The 24,942-nt window shown below is 66.1% G+C and carries 23 protein-coding genes and 1 pseudogene; 14 read left to right on the top strand and 10 right to left on the bottom strand.

Going from position 1 to position 24,942, the window contains the following annotated elements; all coding sequences use genetic code 11:
* Positions 1 to 40 precede the first annotated feature (40 nt).
* The 3 genes from J7I85_RS19780 (at position 41) to J7I85_RS19770 (ending at position 2,996) form a co-directional block, all read left to right on the top strand.
* Positions 41 to 352, top strand: a complete 312-nt coding sequence (locus J7I85_RS19780; protein WP_214856081.1) for a hypothetical protein — start codon at positions 41 to 43, stop codon at positions 350 to 352.
* Positions 353 to 791: 439 nt separating this feature from the next.
* Positions 792 to 1,421, top strand: coding sequence for a class I SAM-dependent methyltransferase (locus tag J7I85_RS19775; RefSeq protein WP_214856079.1), 630 nt, complete (start codon positions 792 to 794; stop codon positions 1,419 to 1,421).
* 150 nt (positions 1,422 to 1,571) lie between these two features.
* The gene (locus tag J7I85_RS19770; protein ID WP_214856077.1) at positions 1,572 to 2,996 is read left to right on the top strand and encodes a S9 family peptidase; all 1,425 of its coding nucleotides are present in this window, start codon (positions 1,572 to 1,574) and stop codon (positions 2,994 to 2,996) included.
* Between the two features lie 22 nt (positions 2,997 to 3,018).
* Here the strand turns inward: J7I85_RS19770 and J7I85_RS19765 are convergent, their stop codons facing one another.
* A complete protein-coding gene (locus tag J7I85_RS19765) occupies positions 3,019 to 3,498 on the bottom strand; it encodes a MarR family winged helix-turn-helix transcriptional regulator (protein WP_214856075.1) in 480 nt (159 codons plus the stop codon).
* 121 nt (positions 3,499 to 3,619) lie between these two features.
* On the opposite strand from J7I85_RS19765, the gene J7I85_RS19760 reads away from it, so the two are divergent.
* The 6 genes from J7I85_RS19760 to menE all read left to right on the top strand — a co-directional run bounded on the left by J7I85_RS19760 (position 3,620) and on the right by menE (position 10,351).
* Positions 3,620 to 4,594 carry an SDR family NAD(P)-dependent oxidoreductase gene (locus J7I85_RS19760; protein WP_214856066.1) on the top strand — a complete coding sequence of 325 codons (975 nt, stop codon included), beginning with the start codon at positions 3,620 to 3,622 and terminating at the stop codon, positions 4,592 to 4,594.
* 1 nt (position 4,595) lies between these two features.
* Positions 4,596 to 5,492: an amidohydrolase family protein gene (locus J7I85_RS19755; protein WP_214856063.1), complete on the top strand. Its 897-nt coding sequence runs from the start codon at positions 4,596 to 4,598 to the stop codon at positions 5,490 to 5,492.
* Complete coding sequence (locus J7I85_RS19750) at positions 5,489 to 6,748, top strand: acyl-CoA dehydrogenase family protein (protein ID WP_251024593.1); 1,260 nt, start codon at positions 5,489 to 5,491, stop codon at positions 6,746 to 6,748. Before J7I85_RS19755 ends, J7I85_RS19750 begins: the two co-directional genes overlap by 4 nt.
* Positions 6,749 to 6,852: 104 nt before the next feature.
* Positions 6,853 to 7,308: a MaoC family dehydratase gene (locus J7I85_RS19745; RefSeq protein ID WP_214856061.1), complete on the top strand. Its 456-nt coding sequence runs from the start codon at positions 6,853 to 6,855 to the stop codon at positions 7,306 to 7,308.
* A 49-nt stretch (positions 7,309 to 7,357) separates the two neighbouring features.
* Positions 7,358 to 8,737, top strand: a complete 1,380-nt coding sequence (locus J7I85_RS19740) for an MFS transporter (protein ID WP_214856059.1) — start codon at positions 7,358 to 7,360, stop codon at positions 8,735 to 8,737.
* Positions 8,738 to 8,779: 42 nt separating this feature from the next.
* Entirely contained in the window at positions 8,780 to 10,351 is a 1,572-nt protein-coding gene (gene menE / locus J7I85_RS19735; RefSeq protein WP_214856058.1) for an o-succinylbenzoate--CoA ligase, read from the top strand.
* A 30-nt stretch (positions 10,352 to 10,381) separates the two neighbouring features.
* Here menE and J7I85_RS19730 read toward each other — a convergent pair whose 3' ends face one another.
* Together J7I85_RS19730 and J7I85_RS19725 are read right to left on the bottom strand one after the other, a co-directional pair.
* Positions 10,382 to 11,584 (bottom strand): thiolase family protein, encoded by a 1,203-nt coding sequence (locus J7I85_RS19730; protein ID WP_214856056.1) that lies wholly within the window; start codon positions 11,582 to 11,584, stop codon positions 10,382 to 10,384.
* A gap of 13 nt (positions 11,585 to 11,597) precedes the next feature.
* Positions 11,598 to 13,004, bottom strand: coding sequence for a class I adenylate-forming enzyme family protein (locus J7I85_RS19725; protein ID WP_214856054.1), 1,407 nt, complete (start codon positions 13,002 to 13,004; stop codon positions 11,598 to 11,600).
* Positions 13,005 to 13,064: 60 nt separating this feature from the next.
* On the opposite strand from J7I85_RS19725, the gene J7I85_RS19720 reads away from it, so the two are divergent.
* A complete protein-coding gene (locus J7I85_RS19720) occupies positions 13,065 to 13,961 on the top strand; it encodes a neutral zinc metallopeptidase (protein WP_214856044.1) in 897 nt (298 codons plus the stop codon).
* Positions 13,962 to 14,059: 98 nt separating this feature from the next.
* On the opposite strand, the gene J7I85_RS19715 is transcribed toward J7I85_RS19720, so the two are convergent.
* From J7I85_RS19715 to J7I85_RS19690, 6 genes are all read right to left on the bottom strand, one after another.
* Complete coding sequence (locus J7I85_RS19715) at positions 14,060 to 14,392, bottom strand: metal-sulfur cluster assembly factor (RefSeq protein WP_102973549.1); 333 nt, start codon at positions 14,390 to 14,392, stop codon at positions 14,060 to 14,062.
* A 12-nt stretch (positions 14,393 to 14,404) separates the two neighbouring features.
* Positions 14,405 to 15,196, bottom strand: a complete 792-nt coding sequence (sufC, locus tag J7I85_RS19710; RefSeq protein ID WP_214856042.1) for a Fe-S cluster assembly ATPase SufC — start codon at positions 15,194 to 15,196, stop codon at positions 14,405 to 14,407.
* A 102-nt stretch (positions 15,197 to 15,298) separates the two neighbouring features.
* On the bottom strand, positions 15,299 to 15,658 hold the full coding sequence (locus tag J7I85_RS19705) for a non-heme iron oxygenase ferredoxin subunit (RefSeq protein ID WP_214856040.1): 360 nt from the start codon (positions 15,656 to 15,658) through the stop codon (positions 15,299 to 15,301).
* Between the two features lie 26 nt (positions 15,659 to 15,684).
* Entirely contained in the window at positions 15,685 to 16,926 is a 1,242-nt protein-coding gene (gene sufD, locus J7I85_RS19700) for a Fe-S cluster assembly protein SufD (RefSeq protein ID WP_214856038.1), read from the bottom strand.
* On the bottom strand, positions 16,926 to 18,389 hold the full coding sequence (gene sufB / locus J7I85_RS19695; RefSeq protein ID WP_214856036.1) for a Fe-S cluster assembly protein SufB: 1,464 nt from the start codon (positions 18,387 to 18,389) through the stop codon (positions 16,926 to 16,928). Before sufB ends, sufD begins: the two co-directional genes overlap by 1 nt.
* On the bottom strand, positions 18,389 to 19,243 hold the full coding sequence (locus tag J7I85_RS19690) for a metalloregulator ArsR/SmtB family transcription factor (protein ID WP_214856029.1): 855 nt from the start codon (positions 19,241 to 19,243) through the stop codon (positions 18,389 to 18,391). Before J7I85_RS19690 ends, sufB begins: the two co-directional genes overlap by 1 nt.
* A 133-nt stretch (positions 19,244 to 19,376) precedes the next feature.
* On the opposite strand from J7I85_RS19690, the gene J7I85_RS19685 reads away from it, so the two are divergent.
* From J7I85_RS19685 to J7I85_RS19675, 3 genes are read left to right on the top strand one after another with little or no spacing between them, the layout of a single operon-like run.
* A complete protein-coding gene (locus tag J7I85_RS19685; protein WP_214856026.1) occupies positions 19,377 to 20,345 on the top strand; it encodes an ABC transporter ATP-binding protein in 969 nt (322 codons plus the stop codon).
* Positions 20,342 to 21,100, top strand: coding sequence for an ABC transporter permease (locus tag J7I85_RS19680; protein WP_214856023.1), 759 nt, complete (start codon positions 20,342 to 20,344; stop codon positions 21,098 to 21,100). The genes J7I85_RS19685 and J7I85_RS19680 overlap by 4 nt, the downstream gene beginning before the upstream one ends.
* A gap of 6 nt (positions 21,101 to 21,106) precedes the next feature.
* Complete coding sequence (locus tag J7I85_RS19675) at positions 21,107 to 22,051, top strand: heme A synthase (RefSeq protein WP_214856009.1); 945 nt, start codon at positions 21,107 to 21,109, stop codon at positions 22,049 to 22,051.
* 364 nt (positions 22,052 to 22,415) lie between these two features.
* Here the strand turns inward: J7I85_RS19675 and J7I85_RS19670 are convergent, their stop codons facing one another.
* Positions 22,416 to 23,363 carry a heme o synthase gene (locus tag J7I85_RS19670; RefSeq protein WP_214855995.1) on the bottom strand — a complete coding sequence of 316 codons (948 nt, stop codon included), beginning with the start codon at positions 23,361 to 23,363 and terminating at the stop codon, positions 22,416 to 22,418.
* 517 nt (positions 23,364 to 23,880) lie between these two features.
* Between J7I85_RS19670 and J7I85_RS19665 the strand changes: the two are divergent.
* Positions 23,881 to 24,942: pseudogene (locus J7I85_RS19665) on the top strand (transketolase); the annotation flags it as partial.

The raw sequence follows: 24,942 nt of genomic DNA, 5'->3' as shown, positions 1-24,942 counted from the left end.
GGGTCGGTGCAAGCGTCAGTTTGGGAATCTGGGGGAACCGATGAGGCTTGACGGCCATAGCGTTGCTAAGGCGGAGGAACGCGCGACTGTAACGCACCGGACTGCATCGGCTCGCCCGCTCGCCGCAGTCCTGTGGCTGTTGGCTGGCGGCACGCTCGCGTGGCTGCTGGCCACCGGTGCCTCCAGAGCGGCAGCCGACGCAGCGCCCTGGCTGATCCTTATGTCCTGGTTCGCCTACGTCGCCCTGTGGCGGCCGTGCCTGCACGTTGACGGCTATGGGTTCGAAGTGATCAACGGGTTGCGCGATCACCGGATACCGTTCGGGGCAATGGAAGACATCGAGGTTCGCTAACCACGGTCATCCGGGCAGCGGGCAAGAAGTACGTCAGTTGGGGCGCTCCGACGCCGCCGACGGCGTCTGGGGCCGGCTTCCAGCATCTCAGCGATTTGAAGAGCCGCCCCTACACCATCCTCCCGAGCGAGCGGATCAGCCAGCCTGAGGCGAAAACCGGACGCGACGCCATCGTGGGCGCCTGGGATCGTGCCCGCTCCGGCGGAATCGCCCCCGGTCAGGATGGAGTCACGTCTACATGGAACAGGCCCGCGATCGCCGTCGGAGTTCTTGCAGTTCTTGCAGTGGTCATTTCAGCCGCCTTTTAAGCACCCGCCACTCCCTGGAGGTTAGCGCGGCTCGCCACACCTCCTTGATCCTGGGTGTGGCGACGTTTTGGCCACAGGCCGAGGACGCGCGCGCGACTGACAGTCTTGACCGGGGTCGGTAGGCTCGCACGATGACGGACATACCGGTTCAGGACGCCTATGCCGCTCGGGCGGCGGAGTACACGGCGCTGTTTGGATCTGCCGACAAGGCCCACGGGTCGGATCAGCGGCTTATGTCGCACTGGGCACAATCACTGCGCGGTCCGGCCATCGATGCAGGCTGCGGTCCAGGGCACTGGACGGCATTTCTCGCGAACCACGGCATTGAGGTTGAGGGAATCGATCTGGTTCCCCTCTTTATTGAACAGGCGCGACGGCGATTTGCGGCACCACGGTTTCGCGTGGCGACGCTCCGAGCGTTGGGAGTTCCGGACGGACATCTGGCCGGCATCCTCGCTTGGTATTCGTTGATCCATTTCGAGCCGACCGAATTGCCAGTGGTGCTCAGCGAGTTTGCCCGCTGCATCAGCCCAGGAGGCAGCGTTCTTCTCGGATTCTTCGAGGGGTCCGCCGGCGAACCGTTCCCGCACGCGGTCACGACCGCGTACTACTGGTCCGTGGACGCCATGAGTCAGCACCTGGTCACCGCAGGTTTTGAAGTTCAAGAAGTCCACGCCCGCACTGAATCGGAAAATCGGCCGCACGCAGCAATAATCGCCGTCCGGACCACCCCACAGGATTGGCATGCCTCTGAAGTATGACGAACCGATTTGGGCGGACCAGGTGCAGCAAGTCGTCAGGCCGCGAATCACGAGAGCAGCCAGTCGAAGCCGAACCGTTGACAAGTTCAATCGTTTAAATAAACATTAGTTGTCCGCTTCAAGTTTCTTCGACTGACTGAGGTTACCCGAATGACCCGTATACTGCGCCGAAGCTGCCGCACGATTGCTTCAACATCAGCCTTTGCAGCCATATTAGCCACGGCCGTCGCATCACCCGCGGCCCTCGCCGCCCAGCCTGCCTCAGACGCTCCAGCCCCGGCCGCAGCCGCGCCGGCGGCATCAACCGCATCGCCGACGGTTGCCACCGGCACCCTCGCCGGGGCCGCATGGCGCGCCGAGGTGCCTGCTGCTTGGAACGGAAAGCTGGTCCTCTTCGCCCACGGCTTCCGTGCCGGACCGGCCAACCCCGCCTGGGACGCCGGATTCGCCCCCACGGCCAGCGCGCTTGTGGCCGGCGGCTACGCCGTCGCTTCCTCGTCCTACGCCACCACCGGCTGGGCACTCGGAACCGCTGCCCAAGACCAGCTCGACACCTTGACGGCCTTCCAGGACCGCTTCGGCGCGGCAAGCCGGGTCATCGCCGTGGGACGGTCCATGGGAGGCCTCGTGACGAGCATGATGGCCGAAATCCCGGGCTCCGGCATCGACGGCGCCGTCAGCACCTGCGGCCTGGTGGGCGGCGGCGTTTCCTTGAACAACTACCAGCTCGATGCGGCCTATTCGGCGGCGGAACTGCTCCTTCCCGGGCAGGACGTCCGCCTCACCGGCTTCACCACGCAGGCGGAGTCTGCTGAGACCATTGCCGCACTGAAGGCAGCTTTGCAGCAGGCCGGCACATCGGCGGAAGGCCGAGCCCGGCTCGCACTGGTGGCCGCGCTGCTGAACACCCCGACCGAGCTCGACGGGGTTGACGCGGACAACCCGGAGGCGCTGGCGGCGGCCCAGGCGAAGCTGGTCCTCGACACGCTCCCCACGGTGATCGAGCGGCGCTACACGGTTGTCAATGCCGCGGGCGGCGACAGTGGCTGGACCGCGGGCGTCGATTACGCAAAACTCCTTGGGTCGTCAGCCCAGCGCCAACTGGTGGAGCACCTGTATTCCGAGGCCGGCCGTAACCTGAATGGTGACCTTTCCACGCTCACCGCCAATGCCGACATTGAGCCCAGCAACCGGGGCCTCCAGTGGATGCTCAAGACCTCCACGCCCACCGGCGAGCTTCAGGTGCCGCTGCTGGCCACGCACACCACCGTGGATCTCCTGGCCCCGGTCGAATTCCAGGAAGAGTACGCAGAAACTGTTCGCCAGGCGGGCAAGAACTCGCTGTTCCGCCAGGCCTTCGTCGACCGCGCAGGGCACTGCAACTTCACCGTGGCGGAGAACATTGCCGCCATCGAAGCCATGGATCAGCGGCTTGAGACCGGGCGCTGGGGATCGGTAGCCACAACCGCCAACCTGCAGCACGCCGCAACGTCGCTGAAACTGGATGGCGCCAACTACGTGGACTTCCGCCCGGACGAATTCATCAACGACCGGACCTGGACGCCAGCCCACTAAGCGCCGGTGAACGCCTGTTCCGCTAACCGTCCAGGCCTGGCCACAGGGCCTTGCGGAGCAGGCGTTTCAGCTCGGCCACTTCCTCCCGGTTCAGCCGGTCCAGCGCCTCCGACTCGGCCTGACGGGTCGCTTTGGTGGCCGCGCTAAACAGCCGCTGCCCGTCAGCAGTTGCCGTGACAATCTTGGCCCGCCGGTCCTGCTTGCCGGGCGCCCTCAGCACCAGGCCCCGCTTCTCCAGGTCATCCACCAGGGAGACGATCTGGCTCGGGTCCAGGCTGAGGAAATCAGCCATCTCGCGCTGGCTCGGTTCAAGGCCGCTCGCGGCCAGGGCCAGCACGGAGTACGAGCGCTCCTTGAGGTCGAACGCCTCCAGCGCCCGGTTGTTAACCACCGATCCGGCGGCGTGGAGCTTGGCCAGGAGGAAGCCCGCATCGCTGCTGATGGAGGCAGGAACCAGCTTGTCCGCCGCTGGGGCGAGCTGCCCCGTCCCGGTCTCAGTCATGACCCTCCAATAGTGATCAAAAATAATCATTGACTTTTTCAACTATCCAGATTTTCATGGATACAGAACAGCATCCCATGCCGGAGCGCAGGATGCACGATCCGCTAGCAAAGGAGCAGCAATGAGCCTGTCAGGCAAAGTAGCAATCGTCACGGGAAGCGGCCGCGGTCTGGGCCTGGCCTACGCCCGCGAACTCGCCCGCCAGGGGGCCGCCGTCGTCATCAATGACGTTGACGCCGACGTCGCCGCGGAAGCAGTCCGGACCATCGAGGCCGACGGCGGTAAGGCCGCCGCCGTCGTCGCTCCCGTCGGCAGCACGGAAGTTGCGCAGCAACTGGTCCAGGCAGCGGTCAGCACCTTCGGCCGCCTCGACATTTTGGTCACCAACGCCGGCATCCTGCGGGACAAGAGCCTGCTGAAGATGACCGACGAGGACTTTGACGCCGTCATCAACGTCCACCTCCGCGGCACCTTCACCTGCGTCCGCGAGGCCTTCGCCTACTTCAAGGCAAACAACATTCAGGGACGCATCATCACCATCGGCTCCCCCACCGGCCAGCGCGGCAACTTCGGCCAGACCAACTATGCGGCAGCCAAGGCCGGCATCGTCGGCATGGTCCGCACCTGGGCCCTGGAGATGAAGAAGGCCGGCGTCACCGCCAACGCCGTCATCCCGGTGGCCGCCACCGCCATGACCAAGACCGTCCCCTACTTCCAGAAGGCCGTGGAGGCGGACGAGCGCGGCGAGGCCATGCCGTCCTTCTTCCGCCACGACCTCGGCTTCGGGACGGCCGACGACGTCGCCGGCCTGATTGCCTTCCTCGCCTCCGACGAGGCAGCCAGCATCACCGGCCAGGCTATCGGCGCCGGCGGGGACCGCCTGCAGGTCTGGACGCACCCGACGGCATCCGCCACCGAATACCGCGACGGCGGCTGGAGCTACGAGGCACTGCGCGAGAACGCCACGACCCTCTTCAACTCCGACACGCTGCAGGGTTACGGCGAGGAGTTCCTCCCGCTGCCGGCAGAGCTGCAGCCTGAAGCCCGGCCCGCAACACCCGAACCGGCCCAGCCCGAACCGGCGCAGGTGCGCTGACATGGCCACCACCCGCTACGAACTGGGCATCGACGCTGCCAGGATCGACGCCATTGACATGCACGTCCACCTCGAGGTGGACAGCTGCGGCCACGGTTCCCTCCCAGAGGCACTGACCGAGGCCTCGGCGAAGTACTTCAAGGCTGAGGACCGCACCCCGTCCCTTGACCGCATCGCCGAGGTGTACCGCGAACTGAACATGGCCGCCGTCGTCTTTACTGTCGACGCGCGGACCCAGCTCAAGCATGAGCCCAACAGCATCCCGGAACTCATCGCCGGCGCCGTCCGGAACAACGACGTCCTGATCCCCTTCGGCAGCGTGGACCCCCGCACCGGGGAGGACGCCATCGCGGGCGCCAAGCACCAGGCCGTAGAACTCGGTGCCCGGGGATTCAAGTTCCACCCCAGCCTGCAGGGCTTCGACCCCTCCAACCAACGCTTCTATCCCCTCTGGGAGACGCTCCAGGAACTCGGCCTGCCCGCCATTTTCCACACCGGACAGAACGGCATGGGCGCAGGCCTGCCCGGCGGGTACGGGATCAAGCTCGCCTACTCCAACCCGCTGCTGCTTGACGCCGTTGCCGCAGACTTCCCCGGGCTGCAGATCATCATGGCCCACCCCTCGGTGCCCTGGCAGGACGAGGCCAACTCCATCGCCACGCACAAGGCCAACGTGTTCATCGACCTCTCCGGCTGGTCGCCCAAGTACTTCCCGGAGTCGCTGGTGAAGGCCTCAGGCTCCTACCTGCAGGACAAAGTCCTCTTCGGCACCGACTTCCCGCTGATCACGCCCCAGAAATGGCTGGGTGCCTTCGCCGACCTGCCGCTGAAGGACGAGGTGCGGCCGAAAATCCTCAAGCACAACGCCGTCCGGCTTCTCGGTCTGGGGCCTGAATGACAACGACGACGGCGGAACCCGCCGTGGGTGCCCCAAAACAGGAGGGCGCGGCGCAGGACGGCGGGACAACACTCCAGGACCGGCTCTACTCTGTGGCGGACTGGTACGACGCCGAAGCCCTCCTCACCGAGGACGAGCGGCGGGTCCTCGGCCGGCTCCGGGGTTTCCTGGACCATGAAGCGAAGCCGCTGCTCGCCGACTACTGGGAGCGCGGCGAGTTCCCGGAGCAGCTGGCGCGCCCGCTGATCGATCTGGACCTGATGGAGCCCGCCGAGCTCACGGCTGAGGCGCCCGCCCGCGGGATCTACCAGGGCTTCCGGATCTTTGAACTCGCACGGACCGATGCCTCGCTGGCCACCTGGTACACCGCCCAGGCCGGCCTCTTCCGCACCGCCATCCGCGTCGGCGCCTCACCGGAGCAGCAGGCGGAGTGGATGCCGAACGTCATCGACTTCTCGCTCAAGGGCGTGTTCTCGCTGACTGAGCCGGGCTCCGGTTCGGACATCGCCGGCGGCCTGGCCACCACCGCACGCAGGCAAAGCGACGGCAGCTGGATCATCGACGGCGCCAAACGCTGGATCGGCGGCGCGGCCACGGCGGACGTGCTCGCCGTGTTCGCCCGCGATGTGACTGACGGGCAGGTCAAGGCATTCCTGGTCGACCGGAAGGCCGACGGCGTCACGCTGGAGAAAATCCACGGCAAGACCTCGCTGCGGATGATGCAGAACGCCCACCTCACGCTCGACGGCGTGCGGGTTCCGGAGACGATGCGGCTGCACAACGTGAACTCGTTCCGCGACGTCGCCGCGATGCTGCGGGCCATGCGCTCGGACGTGGCGTGGATCGCCACCGGCATCCAGGCCGGGGCATTCGAGGCGGCCCTCCGGTACGTCACCGAACGCACCCAGTTCGGCCGCCAGCTCGGCTCCTTCCAGCTGGTCCAGGAAAAGCTCGCCCGGATGCTCGGCAACATCACCGCATCGCTGTCGTTAGTTGTCCGGCTGACCGAACAGCAGGCGAAGGGCATCTACCGGGACCAGGACTCGGCGCTGGCCAAGATGCAGACCAGCCTGTTCATGCGCGACACCGTCGCGCTGGCCCGCGAAGTGGTGGGCGGCAACGGCATCATCCTCGCCGCCGACGTCGCGCGCTTCCACGCCGACGCCGAAGCCGTCTACTCCTACGAAGGCACCCACGACATCAACGCCCTCATCATCGGCCGCGCCCTCACCGGCGAAAGCGCCTTCACCCGCTGACTGAAGCACCACCAACCCAAGCCCGACGGCGGCAGCACCGCCCCGCCGTCGTACTTCAGCAAACCCAAATTTCCGAACCAAAACACCACCGCAGGAGGCACCACATGCCCAATCTCGTCGTCGACTTCGACAAACTGCTCACCCTCGCCGGTACCGATCTCGGCGTCACCGAGTACCGCGAAATCACCCAGGAACAGGTCAACAAATTCGCCGATGCCACCGGCGACGACCAGTGGATCCACGTGGACCCCGAGCGCGCCAAGGACGGCCCGTTCGGTGCCCCGATCGCCCACGGCTTCCTCACGCTCTCGCTCATCATCCCGTTCTGGGGCGAGCTGTTCGACGTCGACGGCGTCACCACCAAGGTCAACTACGGCCTCGACAAGGTGCGGTTCACGTCACCGGTCAAGGTGGGTTCCCGGATCCGCATGCAGGCCACCATCGCCGAGGTCACCGAGGTCAAGGGCGGCGCCCAGATCAAGGTCTCCAACACCATCGAGATCGAAGGCCAGGAACGGCCCGCCGTCGTGGCCGAGTTCCTCGCCCGCTTCTACAAATGAGCCCGCTTCCTTAACCCTCCCCCATCCGCACGTGCAGTAAGGAACAACGATGTCCCAAACTTCGCAGCTTCAGACCATGGATGTGACCGCCCGCCGCAAGGAAGCGCGCACCGTCATAGCCTCCAGCTACCTGGGCAGCACCATCGAGTACTACGACTTCCTCCTCTACGCCACCGCTGCCGCAGTGGTCTTCCCGAAAGTGTTCTTCTCCGGACTCGACGACTGGGTGGGCGTTGTGGCCGCATACGGCACCTTTGCCGCCGGCTACGTGGCCCGGCCGCTCGGCGGCATCATCTTCGGCCACTTCGGCGACAGGGTGGGCCGCAAGGGAATGCTGATCGTTTCCATGGCGGTCATGGGCGTGGCCTCCACGCTGATCGGCATCATCCCCGACGCCTCCGTGGCCGGCCCGTGGGGCGCCGTCCTGCTCGTCCTGCTGCGCGTCTTCCAGGGCATTGCGGTGGGCGGCGAATGGGGCGGAGCGGCGCTGATGGCGCTGGAGCATTCCGAGTCCGGACGGCGCGGCTTCGCGGCCTCCTTCGTCAACGCGGGCGCACCCTCGGGCGCCGTACTGGGCACCCTCATCATGGGCGCCTTCGCAGCCCTGCCCAACGAGCAGTTCCTCTCCTGGGGCTGGCGCGTGCCGTTCCTGCTCTCCTTCGTCCTGTTGATCGTCGGGCTGTTCGTCCGGCTCAAGGTTTCCGAGAGCCCCATCTTCAAGGCCGCCATCGAGCAGGAAAAGCGCGAACGGACAGTTGCTGCCCCAAAGGACGCGGCGCCCGCTGCGGGCGGGCCCGTCCCTGCCCGCCGCGACATTCCCCTGCTGCAGGTCCTGCGCCGACCCCGCACCCTAGTCTTCACCATGCTCGCCGGAGCCGCCGGGTTCGCGCTGCAGGTGGTGATGGCAACCTTCTCGGTCACCTTCGCCGTCTCCAAGGGCGCCGACAGGCAGGGCGTGCTGTACGCCTTCGCCGCGGCCTCCCTCATCTCCATTGCGTTCGTGGTCCTGGGCGGCAGGCTCTCGGACCGGCTAGGCCGGAGGCCGGTGATGATCGGTGGTCTGGTCCTCTTCATCCTGTACCTGATGCCGATGTTCCAGCTCCTGTCCTCGAACAACATCTTCCTGATCTTCGTGGCTTTCACCATCGGACTGATGATCCATTCCACCCTCTTCGGCCCCATGGCGGCGTTCGTCTCCGAACAGTTCGCCACCACCTCCCGGTACACCGGCGCTTCCCTGGGCTACCAGCTTGCAACGCTCCTGGGCGCCGGCTTCACGCCCGGCATCGTGGCGCAGATCTTCAAGGACTCGGGCCAGAACACCAGCTCCGTGGCCCTGTACCTGGCCGGGATGTCCGTGGTGTCCATCGTCTTCATCCTGCTCACCAGGGAACCGAAGAACAACGATTTGGAGTCCACCCGGCCCTGAGAAGCCGCACAAGGACTAGTTTGAGACAAGAAAGGATGCTCGATGGAAAATTTTGGCATCGGGTCGTGGCTGCAACGGCGCCGCCCGAAATCCGGGAACAAGACGGCGCTCATCGCCGGGGACCGGGAACTCAGCTATGAACAGTTCGCCGACCGCAGCTGCCGGCTGGCCAACGCCCTGCGGGACCGCGGCGTGGCCAAAGGCGACAGGGTGGCCTACCTCGGGGAGAACCACCCCGCCTTCCTGGAGACGCTCTTCGCCTGCGGCCAGCTGGGCGCGATCTTCGTTCCCCTGAACACGCGGCTCGCTCCGCCGGAAATTCGATTCCAGCTGGACCACTGCTCCGCCGCGGCACTGATCTACGCGGGGGACCTCGGCAACGTGGCGCAGGCTGCCGCCGCGGGGACGACGCTGGCGCGACTCATCGCCGTCGGCCACGGCACTGTGTTTGACGGCGGTACGGATGACAACGAAAAGGCGCCCGAAGTCGAGGACTACGAGGACGTCGTGGCATCGGGCAGCACCGAGCCGGTCGATGAACCGGTCACCCTGGACGACGGCGCCATGATCCTCTACACCTCCGGAACCACCGGCAACCCCAAAGGCGCCCTGCTCACGCACGGAAACATCACCTGGAACTGCATCAACGTCATCACCGACTTCGACTTCTGCTCCACCGACGTGGCCCTGATGATCTCCCCGATGTTCCATGTGGCCTCGCTGGACATGGGGGTCCTGCCCACCTTGCTGAAGGGCGGAACAGTGATTCTCGAGCCCAGGTTCGATCCGCAGCGGACCCTGCAGCTCATCGAACGCCACCGCGTGACCACCATCAGCGGGGTCCCCACCACCTACCAAATGCTCTGCGAGCATCCGGAGTGGCCGACGTCGGACATCACCTCCCTGAACAAGCTCACCTGCGGCGGATCGGCCGTCCCCCCGCGGGTCCTGGAAGCCTACGAGGCCCGGGGACTGCGTTTTTCCAACGGCTACGGCATGACGGAAACAGCCCCGGGCGCAACCACCCTGCCCGCCTCCCGGTCCAGGGACAAGGCAGGCTCCTCGGGTCTGCCGCACTTTTTCACCGAGGTGCGGATCGCCGATCCCGTGGGCGGGCCGGTACAGCAGGGCACCGTGGGCGAAATCCAGATCAAGGGCCCCAACGTCATCCGCGAGTACTGGAACCGGCCGGACGCCACCGCCGGTTCCTACGACGACGGCGGCTGGTTCAAGTCCGGTGACATGGGCTACCAGGACCAGGACGGATTCGTCTTCGTTTCCGACCGGCTCAAGGACATGATCATCTCCGGCGGGGAGAACATCTACCCGGCCGAGGTGGAACAGGCCATCGCCGAGCTCGACGCCGTTGGCAGCGTGGCGGTGATCGGCGTTCCCGACGAAAAGTGGGGGGAAGTGCCGCGGGCAGTTGTTGTGGTTCGGGACGGCGCGAGCCTCACCGAACAGCAGGTCCACGCCCACCTCGACGGCAGGCTTGCACGCTACAAGATCCCCAAGGCGGTGGTCTTCGTCGACGAGATGCCCCGCACGGCCAGCGGGAAGATCCGCAAGAAGGACCTCCGGCAGCAGCTGTTCCCGGACCCGGCAACCCTCTAGCGGTGGTGCCCGGCTGCCTGACCGTCGGGTCTACAGCCGGATGTGCCGGAAGAGCGCCGCGGTGCCCATGCCGCCGGCGATGCTGATCATGGCCAGGGCAAGCTTTCCCTGGGCAGCCTCCGCCGCCGGATCCTGCCGGGCCTGCGCCATCAGTCGGGTGACCAGTACGGCCCCGGACGCCCCGTAGGCATGGCCCAAAGCCAGCGCCCCGCCGTCGGCGTTGGCCCGAAGGGAGTCGATTCCGAGGTGGTCCAGGCACGCGAGGGTTTGCGAGGCAAACGCCTCGTTGAACTCCACGAGGTCCACGTCAGCTGCGTCCACCGACTGCGCGGCCAGCAGGCGCGAGGCGGCGGCTGCGGCACCGATGCCCAGCAGCTTCGGCTCCACCCCGGCGGTCTCCGTGCCCAGCACGGCCAGCCCGCCAGCGGCGCCCAGTTTCCGGGCCCTGGCCAGCGAGGTGATGACGACGGCGGCGGCACCGTCTGCGTCGAAGCAGGAGTTTCCGGCGGTGACAGTCCCGGACTCCACGAACGCGGCGGGGAACCGCGCCATCAGGGCCTCGCTGAGTCTGGGGCGGGGACCGTCGTCGGCCGTCACTGTTTTGGAGCCCGGCGCGGTCCCTGATGCGCCTGGCAGCGGAACAGTCTCCCGGACAAACGTGCCGTCAGCCTGTGCAGCCACCGCCCGGCGGTGGCTGCACAGCGCAAACTCGTCCTGCCGGGCGCGGCTGATGCCGTACTCCCGGGCCACGTTCTCGGCCGCGACGCCCATATCCGGGTCGCCGTGGCGGTGCGGCGCAAACTGGGCGCGGCTGAAGAAGGCGGGTTCGCCGTCGTCGTTCCGGTGTGCGCGCAGCGGCGCGGTGCTGATGCTTTCGACGCCGCCCGCAAGGTAGGTGCCGCCGCCTGCCGCGACGAGCCGCGACGCGAGGACGATGGCGTCGAGGCCGGAGCCGCACTGCCGGTCTACGGTGAGGCCGGGGACGGTGACGGGCAGGCCGGCTTCGAGGGCGGCGAGCCGCGCGACGTTGCCGCCCGCACCTACCGCGTTGCCGATGACGACATCCGCCACGTCGCCCGCGTCAACCCCCGTTTCAGCGAGCAGCGCCGCGAGGACCGGGGCCAGGAGCTCGTGGGAGCGCAGGTGCTTCAGCGCACCGTTGGCCCGGCATACGGGTGTGCGCAGCGCGGCGATGATCACCGGCTGCCGGTCGTCGGGAAGCACGAGCCCCACGCCAGACGCCCCGTTAGACAAGGTGCCGGACCCGGCTGTCACGGGCCGCAATCCAATCGAGCAGCAGCCGCCGGCTCACCTTTCCGCGGTCCGTCACCGGAAGCTCATCCAGGGCGTAGTACTGCAGCGGCCGCTTGTCCTTGGCCAGGACGTCTTCGAGGCCGGTCTTGAGCTGGGTGGCGGTGACACCGCCGTGTGAGGGAACGATGCCGGCCACCACGCGCTGGCCGCGGAGGTCATCGTCCATGCCGGCGGCGATGGCCGAGGCCACCCCAGGGACGGAGGACAGCGCCAGCTCCACCTCGTGCGGATAGACGTTTTTGCCTGCGGTGATGATCATGTCGGCGCGCCGGCCGAGGATGTGCAGCACACCGTCCGACAGGTAGCCCTGGTCCCCCACCGTGAACCAGCCGTCAAAGCAGCGCAGCGCCTGGCCGTCGTCGCCCCAGAGGTAGCCGTTGCTGACCATGCCGCTTTGGACGCTGATGTTGCCGGCGGACCCGTCGGGGAGCTCGTTGCCTGAGTCGTCCAGGATCCGCACCTCGACGCCCGGGAACGGACGGCCGATCGCGGTGCTTCCGGCGGCGAACGGCTCTGCCGCGGCCAGGCCGGCCCCGGAGACGAAACTCAGCTCCGACGCGCCGTAGTACTCGAAGATGGTGGCATGCGGTGCCCAGCGGCGGGCCGCCTCCAGCGTGCGCGCATCCAGCTTCGAGCCCGCACTGATGATGGCCCGGACACCCGACGCGTCCACGCAGCCCAGCAGTCCGCGTTCGCTCAGGAGCCGCAGCATGGTTGGCACCAGCACCAGCCGGGTGATGCCGTCATGGGTGATGGCGGCGTGGACGTCGCCGACGTCGAACGATTCGAGCGTGTGGAACTCAGATCCGGCGTAGAGGCATTCGGCCAGGGCGTAGAGGTTGAGGCTCGCGGCCAGCGGGCCGGGCGCAAGCGTTTTGTCCTGCTGGCTGAGCCCGAAGAACTCCATCGAGGCCTCGAAGGACTGCTGCCAGGAGCGGCGCGAACGGGTGAACGCCTTGGGCACGGACGTGGTGCCGGAGGTTAGGCCGATGAGGAACGAGGACGCCGGATCCCCGTCCGCCAACTCAGTGCCGGAGCCCCCTGGCACTGGGTCAACGCCGCTGCCCAGCCGCTGGACGATCTCGTCCTGCATCGCTTCGGGCCAGGTGGGGTCCAGGACCGCGCACTCGCGGTCTCCGGCGACGGCAGCGGCGAACTCGATGGCGAACTTGGTCGAATTTGGCTGCGCGAGGACCGTGACAGGCGCCGTGCTGCGGGTTGCGGCGGCCTGCGCACCGTCGCGCAGTTCGGCCCAGCTGAGCCGTTTTCCGGCCACGACGACGGCGGTGTCGTCGGGGCGTTCATCGGCCCACCGCTGAAGGTTGTTGAGGAAAGGCATCGGGCCAACTTTACCGGCCCGAACCCGCCACTGCCCTGCGGCGACGACTATTGTGACAACATGAGCTTCAATGACGGGGTCGAGCTGGACCCATCCCAGGTGGAAGACCGGCGCGGCGGTGGAGTTGGCCGCGGCACAAAGATCGGCGGAGGCATCGGGGGCGGCGTCGTCCTGCTCCTTGCGGCCCTCTTCGGCATCAATCCGCAGCTGCTCGGGGGGCTCCTGGGCACCGGCCAGGAACAGCCCGCCCAGAGCACGGGAACACCCCTTAACCAGTGCAAGCTGGGCTCCGACGCAGACAAGGACCTCGACTGCCGGATTGCCGGGACCGTGAACAGCCTCAACGTATTTTGGCCGGCTTACCTCGCCGACTACAACGTGAAGTACCCGCGGCCGAAGGCTGTGCTGTTCGAGGGCGCCACGCGCACCGGCTGCGGCACGGCCACGTCCGAAGTGGGCCCGTTCTACTGCCCGGCAGACACCACGGCCTACTTCGATCCCGGGTTCTTCCAGGACCTCGTGACCCGCTTCGGTTCCTCGGGTGGCCCGCTGGCGCAGGAATACGTGGTGGCCCATGAGGTCGGCCACCACATCCAGAACATCCTCGGCGACCTGGACAAGGCGCAGCAGGATCCGCAGGGCGCCGAGTCCGGCGCCGTGCGTGTGGAGCTGCAGGCCGACTGCTACGCAGGACTCTGGACCCGGTACGCCACCACGCAGAAGGACCCGAAGACCGGCAAGCCGTTCCTGGAGCCGCTGAAGCAGCAGGACCTCAACGACGCACTCTCGGCCGCCTCCGCCGTGGGCGATGACCGGATCCAGAAAGCCGCCACAGGACGCGTCTCGCCTGAAGGCTGGACACACGGGTCCAGTGCGCAGCGGCAGAAGTGGTTCTACCAGGGCTACAAGACCGGCGACATCAACCAGTGCGACACGTTCAGCGCCCCGACACTTTAACCGCGACCCTTTAACTGGGAGTACGACGACGGCCGGCCACCTTCCCTGAGAAGGTGACCGGCCGTCGTCGTACTTTAAGCCGGGATTGGGAGGCTCCCTTAGATGTTGAAGCCGAGGGCCCGCATCTGGTCCTTGCCGTCGTCGGTGATCCGCTCCGGACCCCAAGGCGGCATCCATACCCAGTTCAGGCGCCAGTCGTCCACTACGCCGTCAAGCGCCTTTCCAACCTGCTCCTCGAGCACGTCGGTCAGCGGACAGGCGGCCGTGGTGAGCGTCATGTCGATCAGCAGGGCGCCGTCGTCCTCCGAGTACTTGAGGCCGTACAGCAGGCCCAAGTCCACGATGTTAACCCCGAGCTCGGGGTCGATGACGTCCTTGAGTGCCTCTTCGACATCCTCCAGCCCGGTGCGGGCTGCGTCGATTTCGGTCATGGCGTGTCCTTACTAGGCCTGTGCCGCGGCGGCAGCGATAGTGGCTGCGCCCGCGCCCTTGGCGTAGCGGTCGTAGCCTTCTTCTTCAAGGCGGTCGGCGAGTTCCGGGCCGCCCTCTTCAACAATCTGGCCGTCAACGAAGACGTGGACGAACTCAGGCTTGATGTAACGCAGAATACGCGTGTAGTGCGTGATGAGCATGGTGCCCATGTTGCCTTCGGCGTGCGCGCGGTTGACGCCTTCGGAAACGATCTTGAGGGCGTCGACGTCCAGGCCGGAGTCAGTCTCGTCAAGCACGGCAAACTTCGGCTTGAAGAGTTCCAGCTGCAGGATCTCCACGCGCTTCTTTTCGCCGCCGGAGAAGCCTTCGTTGACGTTGCGCTGGGCGAAGTCGGCGTCAATGCGCAGCTGCTGCATGGCGGCTTTGACGTCCTTGGTCCAGGTGCGCAGTGCCGGGGCTTCGCCGTCGATGGCGGTCTTGGCGGTCCGCAGGAAGTTGGTCATGGTGACGCCGGGAACCTCCACCGGGTACTGCATGGCCAGGAAGAGGCCTGCGCGTGCACGCTCGTCGACGCTCATCGCCAGGACGTCTTCGCCGTCCAGCGTGATGGTGCCCCCGGTGACCTTGTAGCGGGGGTGGCCGGCAATGGTGGACGCGAGAGTGGACTTGCCGGAGCCGTTGGGGCCCATGATGGCGTGGGTCTCACCGGTGCGGATGGTCAGGCTGACGCCCTTCAGGATCTCCTTGGTGCCCTGCTCGGTGTCGATGCTGACGTGCAGGTCCTTGATCTCAAGAGTAGACATGTGTCTTGTTCTCCTCTGCACCGTGCCGTTCTGTCGGCGGTGCGGTCTTTGGTCTGGAAGTTAGTAAGTTGTGGTGCAGGCTGGGCTCGGAAGCAGGCCGGGCTAGCTGAAGTTGGGTGCTTCTGCGCCGTTCAGGACGGTGGTGAAGTCCACGTAGACCTCGTCTCCGACGATCTCCACCGCGAACACGGGCACGGGGTCGTAGGCCGGCAGTTGGAGAGGTTCCCCGGTGCGCAGATCGAACTGCGAACCGTGGCCCCAGCATTCGATGGCGCAGCCCTCGACCTCGCCCTCGGAGAGGGAAATGTCTGCGTGCGAGCAGGTGTCGCCGATGGCGTGGATCTCTCCCATGGAGTCCTTGACGATCGCGACGGGATAGTCATCGATCAGGATCCGCAGGGCCTGCTTGGGCTGGATCTCGTTCACGTTGCAGACGAGCTCGCCCTTTGGCTGTTCAGTCATCCGTTGTCCTGTACTTTCCGGGCTGCTTAGTTCTCGGTCGCGGCGAGTTCGCGCTCAACAGCCTCGGTCAGGCGCTCTTCGAGTGCCGGGACCTTGATCTGCTGGATGATCTCGTTGAGGAATCCGCGCACGACGAGCCTGCGGGCCACCTCTTCCGGGATGCCGCGTGCCATGAGGTAGAACAGGTGCTCGTCATCAAAACGCCCGGTGGAGCTCGCGTGTCCGGCACCTTCGATGAGGCCGGTTTCGATCTCGAGGTTAGGAACCGAGTCGGCCCGGCAGCCGTCCGTTAGCACGAGGTTCTGGTTCTTCTCGTACGAGTCGGTGCCCAGGGCCTGCTTCTGAATCAGGACGTCGCCCACCCACACGGTGTGAGCGTTTTTTCCCTGCAGGGCACCCTTGTAGAGCACGTTGGACTTGCAGTTGGCCACGTTGTGGTCAACGAAGGACCGGTGCTCCAGGTGCTGCCCGGCATCGGCGAAGTAGAGGCCCAACAGCTCGGCCTCGGCACCTTCACCAGCGAAGCGGACGTTGGAGTTCAGGCGCACAATGGATCCGCCCAGGGACACGGCGATGTGCTTGTATACAGCGTCCTTGCCCACCTGCGCGTCATGCTGTGCCAGGTGCTTGGCGTCGTCTTCCCAAAGCTGCACCGAGATGACGGTGAGCTTTGCGCCCTCGCCGACGATGACTTCCAGGTTGCCGTTGTGGTCCGCCGCGCCGGTGTGCTCCAGGATCACGACGCTGCGCGAGTTGGCCCCGGCCTCCAGCACGTAGTGTGCGTTGGAGCGGCGACCGGCGCCGGCACCGTCGACCAGGATCCGCACCGGCTCAGCCGGTTCGGCGTCGGCCGGGATGACCACGTGCAGGGCCTCATCCGTGTTGGCGGAGGCTACGACGGCGGCACGGTCGGCCGGGGTCAGGACGGTGCCGCGCGGAGCGGCGCCCTGTGCCAGGGCGCTGCGAACGTAGCCTTCGGGGGCTTCCACGGTGAACGCGGCTGCGTCTCCGTCCGTCGCTGCGTCGGAAAACAGGTTGGCCAGTCCACGGACCGGGGTGAAGCGCCATTCCTCTTCACGGCCGGTGGGCAGCGCGAAGTCGGCGACGTCGAAGCTCGTGAGCCGCTCGGCGCGCGAGGACATGACGGTGACCCCGTGATTGTGGCTGTGGTCTACCTTGGCGGAGACCAGCCCCTCGCCTTCCTCGGTGAAACCTGCGATGGAAGGCGCTCCGATGCGGGCCTTTTCAGTAGTAATTTCGGCAGTCATTAACCGACGGATCCTTCCATCTGGAGTTCAATGAGGCGGTTCAGCTCGAGGGCGTATTCCATCGGCAGCTCACGGGCGATCGGCTCGATGAAGCCGCGCACGATCATGGCCATGGCTTCGTCTTCGCGCATGCCGCGGGACATGAGGTAGAAGAGCTGCTCTTCGGAAACGCGCGAGACGGTTGCCTCGTGCCCCAGCTGGACGTCATCCTCGCGGATGTCGATGTACGGGTAGGTGTCCGATCGGCTGATGGTGTCCACCAACAGGGCGTCGCAGCGCACGGTGTTGGCCGAGTGCTTGGCGCCTTCGCGGATCTGGACCAGGCCGCGGTAGGCCGCGCGTCCGCCGCCGCGGGCAACGGACTTGGAGATGATGGAGCTCTTGGTGTTCGGCGCGATGTGCACCATCTTGGAGCCGGTGTCCTGGTGCTGGCCCTCGCCCGCGAACGCGATGGAGAGGGTCTCGCCCTTGGCGTACTGGCCCGTGAGGTAAACAGCCGGGTACTTCATGGTGACCTTGGAGCCGATGTTGCCATCGATCCACTCCATGGTGCCGCCCTCTTCGCAGATGGCGCGCTTGGTCACGAGGTTGTACACGTTGTTGGACCAGTTCTGGATGGTGGTGTACCGGACGCGGGCGCCCTTCTTGACCACGATCTCGACGACGGCCGAGTGCAGCGAGTCCGAGGTGTAGATCGGCGCGGTGCAGCCCTCGATGTAGTGGACGTAGGAGTCCTCGTCGGCGATGATCAGCGTGCGCTCGAACTGGCCCATGTTTTCCGTGTTGATACGGAAGTAGGCCTGCAGCGGAATGTCGACGTGCACGCCCTTGGGCACGTACACGAAGGAGCCGCCGGACCATACGGCCGTGTTCAGCGAGGCGAACTTGTTGTCGCCCACCGGGATGATGGTGCCGAAGTACTCCTGGAAGATCTCCGGGTGCTCGCGCAGCGCGGTGTCCGTGTCCAGGAAGATGACGCCCTGGGCCTCAAGGTCCTCGCGGATCTGGTGGTAGACAACCTCGGACTCGTACTGGGCGGCCACACCGGAGACCAGGCGGCTGCGCTCAGCTTCCGGGATGCCGAGCTTCTCGTACGTGTTGCGGATGTCCTCGGGCAGGTCCTCCCAGGTTGCCGCCTGCTTTTCAGTGGAGCGCACGAAGTACTTGATGTTGTCGAAGTCGATGCCGGAGAGGTCTGCACCCCAGGTGGGCATGGGCTTGCGGTCGAAGTACTTCAGGCCCTTGAGGCGGAGGTCCAGCATCCATTCCGGCTCGCTCTTCTTGGCCGAGATGTCGCGGACCACGTCCTCGTTGAGGCCGCGGCGGGCGTTAGCGCCGACATCGTTCTTGTCGGCCCAGCCGTACTCATAGGTACCGATTCCGTGGAGCTCGGGATTCTTTTCGAGAATCTCCGAAATCGCAGCAGTCTCAGCAACCGTCTTCTCTGATAGTTGGTCCGTCATCACGGCCTTTCTTGCAGATGGTTGGATACTTCGTCCAGGTTGTCCGTAACGGCTCGGGTGGTTTCCGCCACCGTCGCGGCCGGACGGCCTGTGGGTATGTGGGTGGTGCAGACGTGTCCCCCGCGAGCGAGCGTGGAAAGCCTGCGGACATCGACACCGACGAGGCGCGAAAACATTTCCGTCTCGGCGTCGCAGAACACGGGAAACTGGGTGGCCAGCTGCTGGATGGGGCAGTGGCCCTGGCACAGCTGGACGCTGGACAGTGCAGCCGGCAGCGGCGCCTTGGCTTCAATGGAGGCCGTGGAGGCGACGAAGCCGTCCCGGGACAGGGCGGCGGACAGGGCCTGCGCACGGGCGGTGATGTCCGTTCCGGCCGCTTCCACCTCGGGGGCGTAGCGGCGCTCCATCTCCGCGAAACGCTCGACGGCGAACTGGCGGACGGCTTCATCCCCCGCCACCGCGCCGAGCTGCTTGAGCGCCAGGCTGGCAATGTTCAGATAGTCGTCACCCAGTGAGGACTGGCCCTGGGAGCTGAGGACGTAGCGGCGGGCGGGGCGGCCGGCGCCGGCGCCTGCGCGGGCCACGCGCTTGACCTCGATCACGCCGGCGCGGGACAGGTGGTCCAGGTGGCGGCGGACGGCGGCCGGGGTGAAGCCGAGCAGGTCGCCCAGTTCGGCGGCGCTGACAGGTCCGTGTTCCAGGACGGCGCTGAGGACGCGGTCACGCGTGCGCTCGTCGGCGTCGGCTGCGGCGGGCACGGAGGCCAGGGCAGCACGTTTTCCACCGCGCAGCGCAGCTGAGGGCGCGCCCTGCCCGGCCAATGGCGCGGAGGTGGTGCTGGTCATGGAATACACAACACAATCATGTCGTAATTTGTTGCGACCTTCCAGTAAGGCAAGGCTGACCTGTGCCCGGGCTGGGCTGCGCCAGTTCGACGGCACTACGCAGGCTCACCAGTGACAGTACTACTTCACGTAGAATGCTGGGGTGCGATCCCCCAAATCCCCCGTCTTGACCATCGACGGCCTCATCAAGGACGTCGGTCCGCTCCCCACCCTCGATGGCAAGATGCTCAGGGTAGTGAGCGACGTCTCACTCGTCGCTGGCCGCGGCGAGGTCACGGCACTGCTCGGAGCGAACGGTGCCGGCAAGACTACCACCATCGAATGCGCCCAGGGGCTCCAAAAGCGCACGGGCGGAACCATTACGCTGCTCGGCGCCGATCCCGGCACTGCCGGAGCGGAACTGCGCGCCCGCGTCGGCGTCATGCTCCAGGACGGCGGCCTCCCGCCGTCGGCCCGTCCCATTCCCCTGCTCCGGCACATTGCCGGCATGTACCGCAATCCCAGGCCGCTGGATGAGCTGGTGCAGCGGCTGGGCATCGACAGCTTCAGCAGGACCAACGTCCGCCGGCTGTCCGGCGGGCAGAAGCAGCGGCTGGCCCTCGCCGCCGCCCTGATCGGCAACCCGGAGGTCCTGTTCCTGGACGAACCGAGCGCCGGCCTTGACCCGCAGTCCCGCCAGCTGGTCTTCGAACTGATCTCTGAACTCCGGGACAGCGGGATGGGGATCATCCTCACCACCCATCTCATGGATGACGCCCAGCGGCTGGCCGACTATGTGTACATCATCGACGCCGGCAGGAATGTTGCGGAGGGCACCGTTGCCCAGCTGCTGCAGCACAACATGCCAGAGGCGCCCCACAAGGACCACGTCCGGACGCTGCGCTTCGAGGCACTGCCAGGGCTAGACTTCACCGGCGTCCTGGCTGCCGAGGTAGAGATCCGCGAGACGCGCTCTGGCAGCTACGCGGCCACCGGGGCACTGACCCCTGAGGACCTCGCTGCGCTGACGGCCTGGTGGGCCCACCACGGCATCATGCCGGGCTCGCTGAGCATGGAGGCCCGGAGCCTCGAAGACGTATTCCTTGACATTTCCGGAAGGGAAATCCGATGACGACAGCCACGGGCAGCGCTCCCGCTCCCCTGCTCCGCCGGATCCTGCTGCAGGGTAAATATGAGGCCGCGACCATGCTCAGGAACGGCGAGCAGCTGATCCTCGCGGTGGTCCTGCCCCTCCTGGCCCTGATCGGACTGACGGTCACCCCGTTGCTCGACGGCATCGGGGGCAGCCGGGTCAACGTTGCCGTCCCCGGCATCCTCGCGCTCTGCGCCATGTCCACCGCCTTCACCGGGCAGGGCATCGCCACCGGCTTCGACCGCCGGTACGGCGTGCTGCGGTTCCTGTCCACTACGCCGCTGGGACGTACCGGCCTCATCGCCGGGAAGATCCTCGCGGTCCTGGCCGTCCTGGTGATCCAGGTGGTCATCGTCGCCGCCGTCGCCTTCCCGCTCGGATGGCGTCCCGATCCGCTGGGCGTGCTGCCCGGGCTTTGCCTGCTGGTGCTGGGCGCGGCCGCGTTCACCGCACTGGGGCTGCTGGTGGCGGGCACTGTCCGGCCCGAAGCCACGCTTGCCATCACGAACCTGCTGTGGATACTGCTGGGCGCCCTGGGCGGCATCGTCATCCCCATGCAGCGGCTGCCGGAACTCGCCCAGAACACCGTTCACCTGCTGCCGTCCGGATCCCTCGGCGAAGGGCTGCGGGACGCATTCCTGCACGGCGCCGTCAACGGCAATGCCGTCCTTGTCCTGCTGATGTGGACGGTTCTCGCCGGCGCAGCAGCCATCCGCTGGTTCAAATGGAATTGAGAAAAAGTGAGCACGGCTTCGCGCCTCCCCCAGTTCGTCGGCCGCCTGGCATCCAAGCTTCCGGTAACCGTCGATTCGACCGTCCGCCGCCTCGCCGTGCTGTCCCTGATCGGACAGACGGTCCTAGTGGTCACCGGCGGCGCTGTCCGGCTGACCGCCTCGGGCCTTGGCTGCCCCACCTGGCCCAGGTGCACGAACAATTCCTTGGTGAATACCCCCGAGATGGGCATCCACGGCTTCATCGAGTTCGGGAACCGGCTCCTGACGTTTGCACTGGCCGCCGTCGCGGCGCTCATGCTCGTCTACTTGTGGAACCTGCGCAAGGAGCGCAAGGACCTGTTCCTGCTGGCCCTGGGCCTGCTGGCGAGCATTCCGGCGCAGGCCATCATCGGCGGCATCACCGTGTTGACCCAGCTGAACCCCTGGGTGGTTGGCCTGCATTTCCTGGTGTCCATGGCCCTGGTGGTTTTCGCAACGCTGCTGGTCAACCGTGCCTACGGCAGGACGGGCGGATTCCGGACGTATCCGCTCGCAGCCCTGCCGGGCGTCCTGCGGCCGGTGATGACCGCCGTCGCGCTCTTCTCCGCCATCGCCGTCATGCTGGGCGTGGTGGTGACCGGCGCCGGACCGCACGCAGGTGACGCCGACGCGCCCCGCAACAACCTTGACTGGGATCTCTTCTCGCACATCCATGCCGTGCCCGCCTACCTGGTCACCGCCGGCACGCTGCTCGCCGTGTATTTCGTGTGGCGCCGCGGCATTGCGGGGACGTTCCGCTCGGCAGTGCTGATGCTCCTCGGCGTCACCGTGCTCCAGGCCGTCATCGGCTTTACGCAGTACTACAACGGCATTCCCGCGCTCCTCGTCGGCGCGCACATGCTGGGTGCGGCCCTACTGATGAGCGCCGCAACCAACGCCGCCGACATCGCCCGCTCCAGCCCCGTCAGGTAGCTTTTCCCCCGACGCTTCCTCAGATCCCGTCGCTTCGTCCCCAAAGCCTCCTCAGATCCCGTCGCTTCGTCCCGGACGCTTCCTCAGATCCCGTCGCTTCGTCCCCGACGCTCCCGCAGATCCTGCCGCCAATTGATTCGGCGCTTGCGCCTCGCCGCTTCGGGTCAGACAAGTAATGCTCCCTCACATGTGTGAGGGAGCATTACTACTTCAGCGCAGCCTCTATCTGAGGAAGCGTTCGGGGAGAACCTGCAGGACGTGAGGAAGCGTCCCGTCGAAACCTGCAGGACGGGAGGAAGCGTCCCGTCGAAACCCACAGGACCTGAGGAAGCGTTCTGGGCTCGCTGTGGGGCTGGCTGGAGGGTTACCCCATGATCGGGGAGCCGACGAACGGGTCGACGGCCAGCGCGATGAAGAGCAGAGTCAGGTAGCTGATGGAGCCGTGGAAGACCTTCATGGCGCCCTGGTCGGAGAGGTCCCCGCCCTGCGCCCGGTTGTAGAGGGCGTGGGACTCGTACAGGAACCAGGCACCGGCCAGCGCGGCAACGGCGGTGTAAACCCAGCCAGCGTTGCCGGCCGGGATCATGAGCAGCGAGCACGCGACCATGGCCCAGGCGTACAGGACCACCTGGACGGACACGACCTTGGCGCCGGCGATGGCACCGAGCATCGGCACGTTGGCGTTGCGGTAGTCCTCGCCGTAGCGCATGGACAGCGGCCAGTAGTGCGGCGGGGTCCAGAGGAAGATCACCATGAACAGGACGATGGCCGGCCACTCGACCGTGTTGGTCACGGCGGCCCAGGCGATCAGCACGGGGAAACAGCCCGCGGCGCCGCCCCAGACGATGTTCTGGGCCGTGCGGCGCTTGAGGATCATCGTGTAAATGACGACGTAGAAGACGATGGCGCCGAGTCCGAGCCAGGCGGAGAGCGGGTTCGCACCGAACCAGAGGATGGCGATGGCAGCGGCGCCCAGCAGCCACGCAAAGATCAGGGCCTCGCGCGGCGTGACCTCGCCGGTGACCAGGGGGCGCTTTTCCGTGCGGTGCATCAGCTTGTCGATGTCGCGGTCAATGTAGCAGTTAAAGGCACCGGCGCTGCCGGCCGCGAACGCGCCGCCTACGAGGGTGGCCATGATGAGGCCGAGTGACGGGAAGCCGCGCTGTGCGTAGATCATGGTGGGCAGGGTGCTGACCAGCAGGAGTTCAATGACCCTGGGCTTGGTGAGTGCAAGGTACGCCTTCGCCTTGCGGGCTAGTCCGGCTCTTCCGTGGACCCGGGAAGAGGTCAGCGGCGTATCTGTTGTGCTCACGTGGCAGTCACTCTGTTTCTGTCTGGCTGTTTATCTGATCAGTGCGCCCGGACGCGCGGTCCGGACCGATCCTTCATCGGCGGCTGGCGGGGCTGTCATGTGGGCACTAGAACCCGCCCTGCCCGCCGGTGGCCTCCCGATATCATACCGCGGTCCCGCATGGATTGCTGGCATCGGTGTGTGACGGCAAATCACTGAAAATGATTCGTTCGTGCTTGCTTCAATCACATTAACGCAGCCTCACCGCACGAGTGATTCACAAAGGAGAAATTGCGTCCAACTGGTGAGATTTTGGCCGCCCGAAGTGTGGAATAGAGCTAAGCTGTCTGCAGATCAGCGCACACTGGGAGACGGGCAAGAAACCGCATTCCATGCCGTCCGGCGACTGAATGAAGATCAACGTTTCAATGGTGAACGGCTGGTAGACACAAATGCAGCGGGCACCAATTGTGCCCTGCCGCTGTGTGTCATTACCGCTTGCCGTTAACACAGAGAGGGGCCCGGTTTCGTGGCACATTTGAAAGAGCAAGAACTGACTTGGACCGACCTCGACCAGCGTGCCGTTGACACTGTGCGTGTCCTGGCCGCCGACGCCGTGGAGAAGGTGGGCAACGGCCACCCCGGCACGGCTATGAGCCTGGCTCCGGCCGCTTACCTTCTCTTCCAGAAGATGATGCGGCACGACCCCAAGAACCCGGACTGGATCGGCCGCGACCGTTTTGTCCTCTCCCCCGGCCACACGTCCCTGACGCTGTACATCCAGCTGTTCCTCTCCGGCTACGGCCTGGAACTGAAGGACCTGGAAGCGCTCCGCACGTGGGGCTCGCTGACCCCGGGCCACCCGGAATACAAGCACACCGCCGGTGTTGAGATCACTACCGGTCCGCTGGGCCAGGGCCTGGCCTCCTCGGTGGGCTTTGCGTACTCCCAGCGCCGCCAGCGCGGCCTGTTCGACGCCGACGCCGCCCCCGGCACCAGCCCGTTCGACCACACCATCTGGGTCATCGCTTCCGACGGCGACCTCCAGGAAGGTGTTACCTCTGAGGCTTCCTCCCTCGCCGGCCACCAGGAGCTCGGCAACCTTGTTGTCATCTACGACGAGAACCACATCTCCATCGAGGACGACACCGACATCGCCTTCACCGAAGACGTCCTGAAGCGCTACGAGGCCTACGGCTGGCACACCCAGCGCGTGGACTGGACCAAGACCGGCGACTACAAGGAAGACATCCAGGAGCTGCACTCGGCACTGGTGGCCGCCAAGGCGGAAACCTCCAAGCCGTCCATCATCTCGCTGCGCACCATCATCGGCTACCCGGCACCGAAGAAGCAGAACACCGGCAAGATCCACGGCTCCGCCCTGGGTTCGGAAGAAGTGGCAGCACTGAAGAACGTCCTCGGCTTCGACCCCGAGAAGTCCTTCGAGGTGGACGAGGACGTGCTGGCCCACGCCCGCGCCGTCGTCGACCGCGGTGCCCACGCCCGCAAGGAATGGGAAGAGTCCTTCTCCGCCTGGCAGTCCGCCAACCCCGAAGCCGCTGCCCTGCTGGAGCGCGTCGAAGCCCGCCAGCTCCCCGCC

The organism is Arthrobacter sp. ISL-65, assembly GCF_018613795.1.
GTDB lineage: Bacteria > Actinomycetota > Actinomycetes > Actinomycetales > Micrococcaceae > Arthrobacter.
The sequence above is the reverse complement of the archived record's forward strand: the minus strand, read 5'-3'. Positions and strand labels throughout refer to the sequence as shown.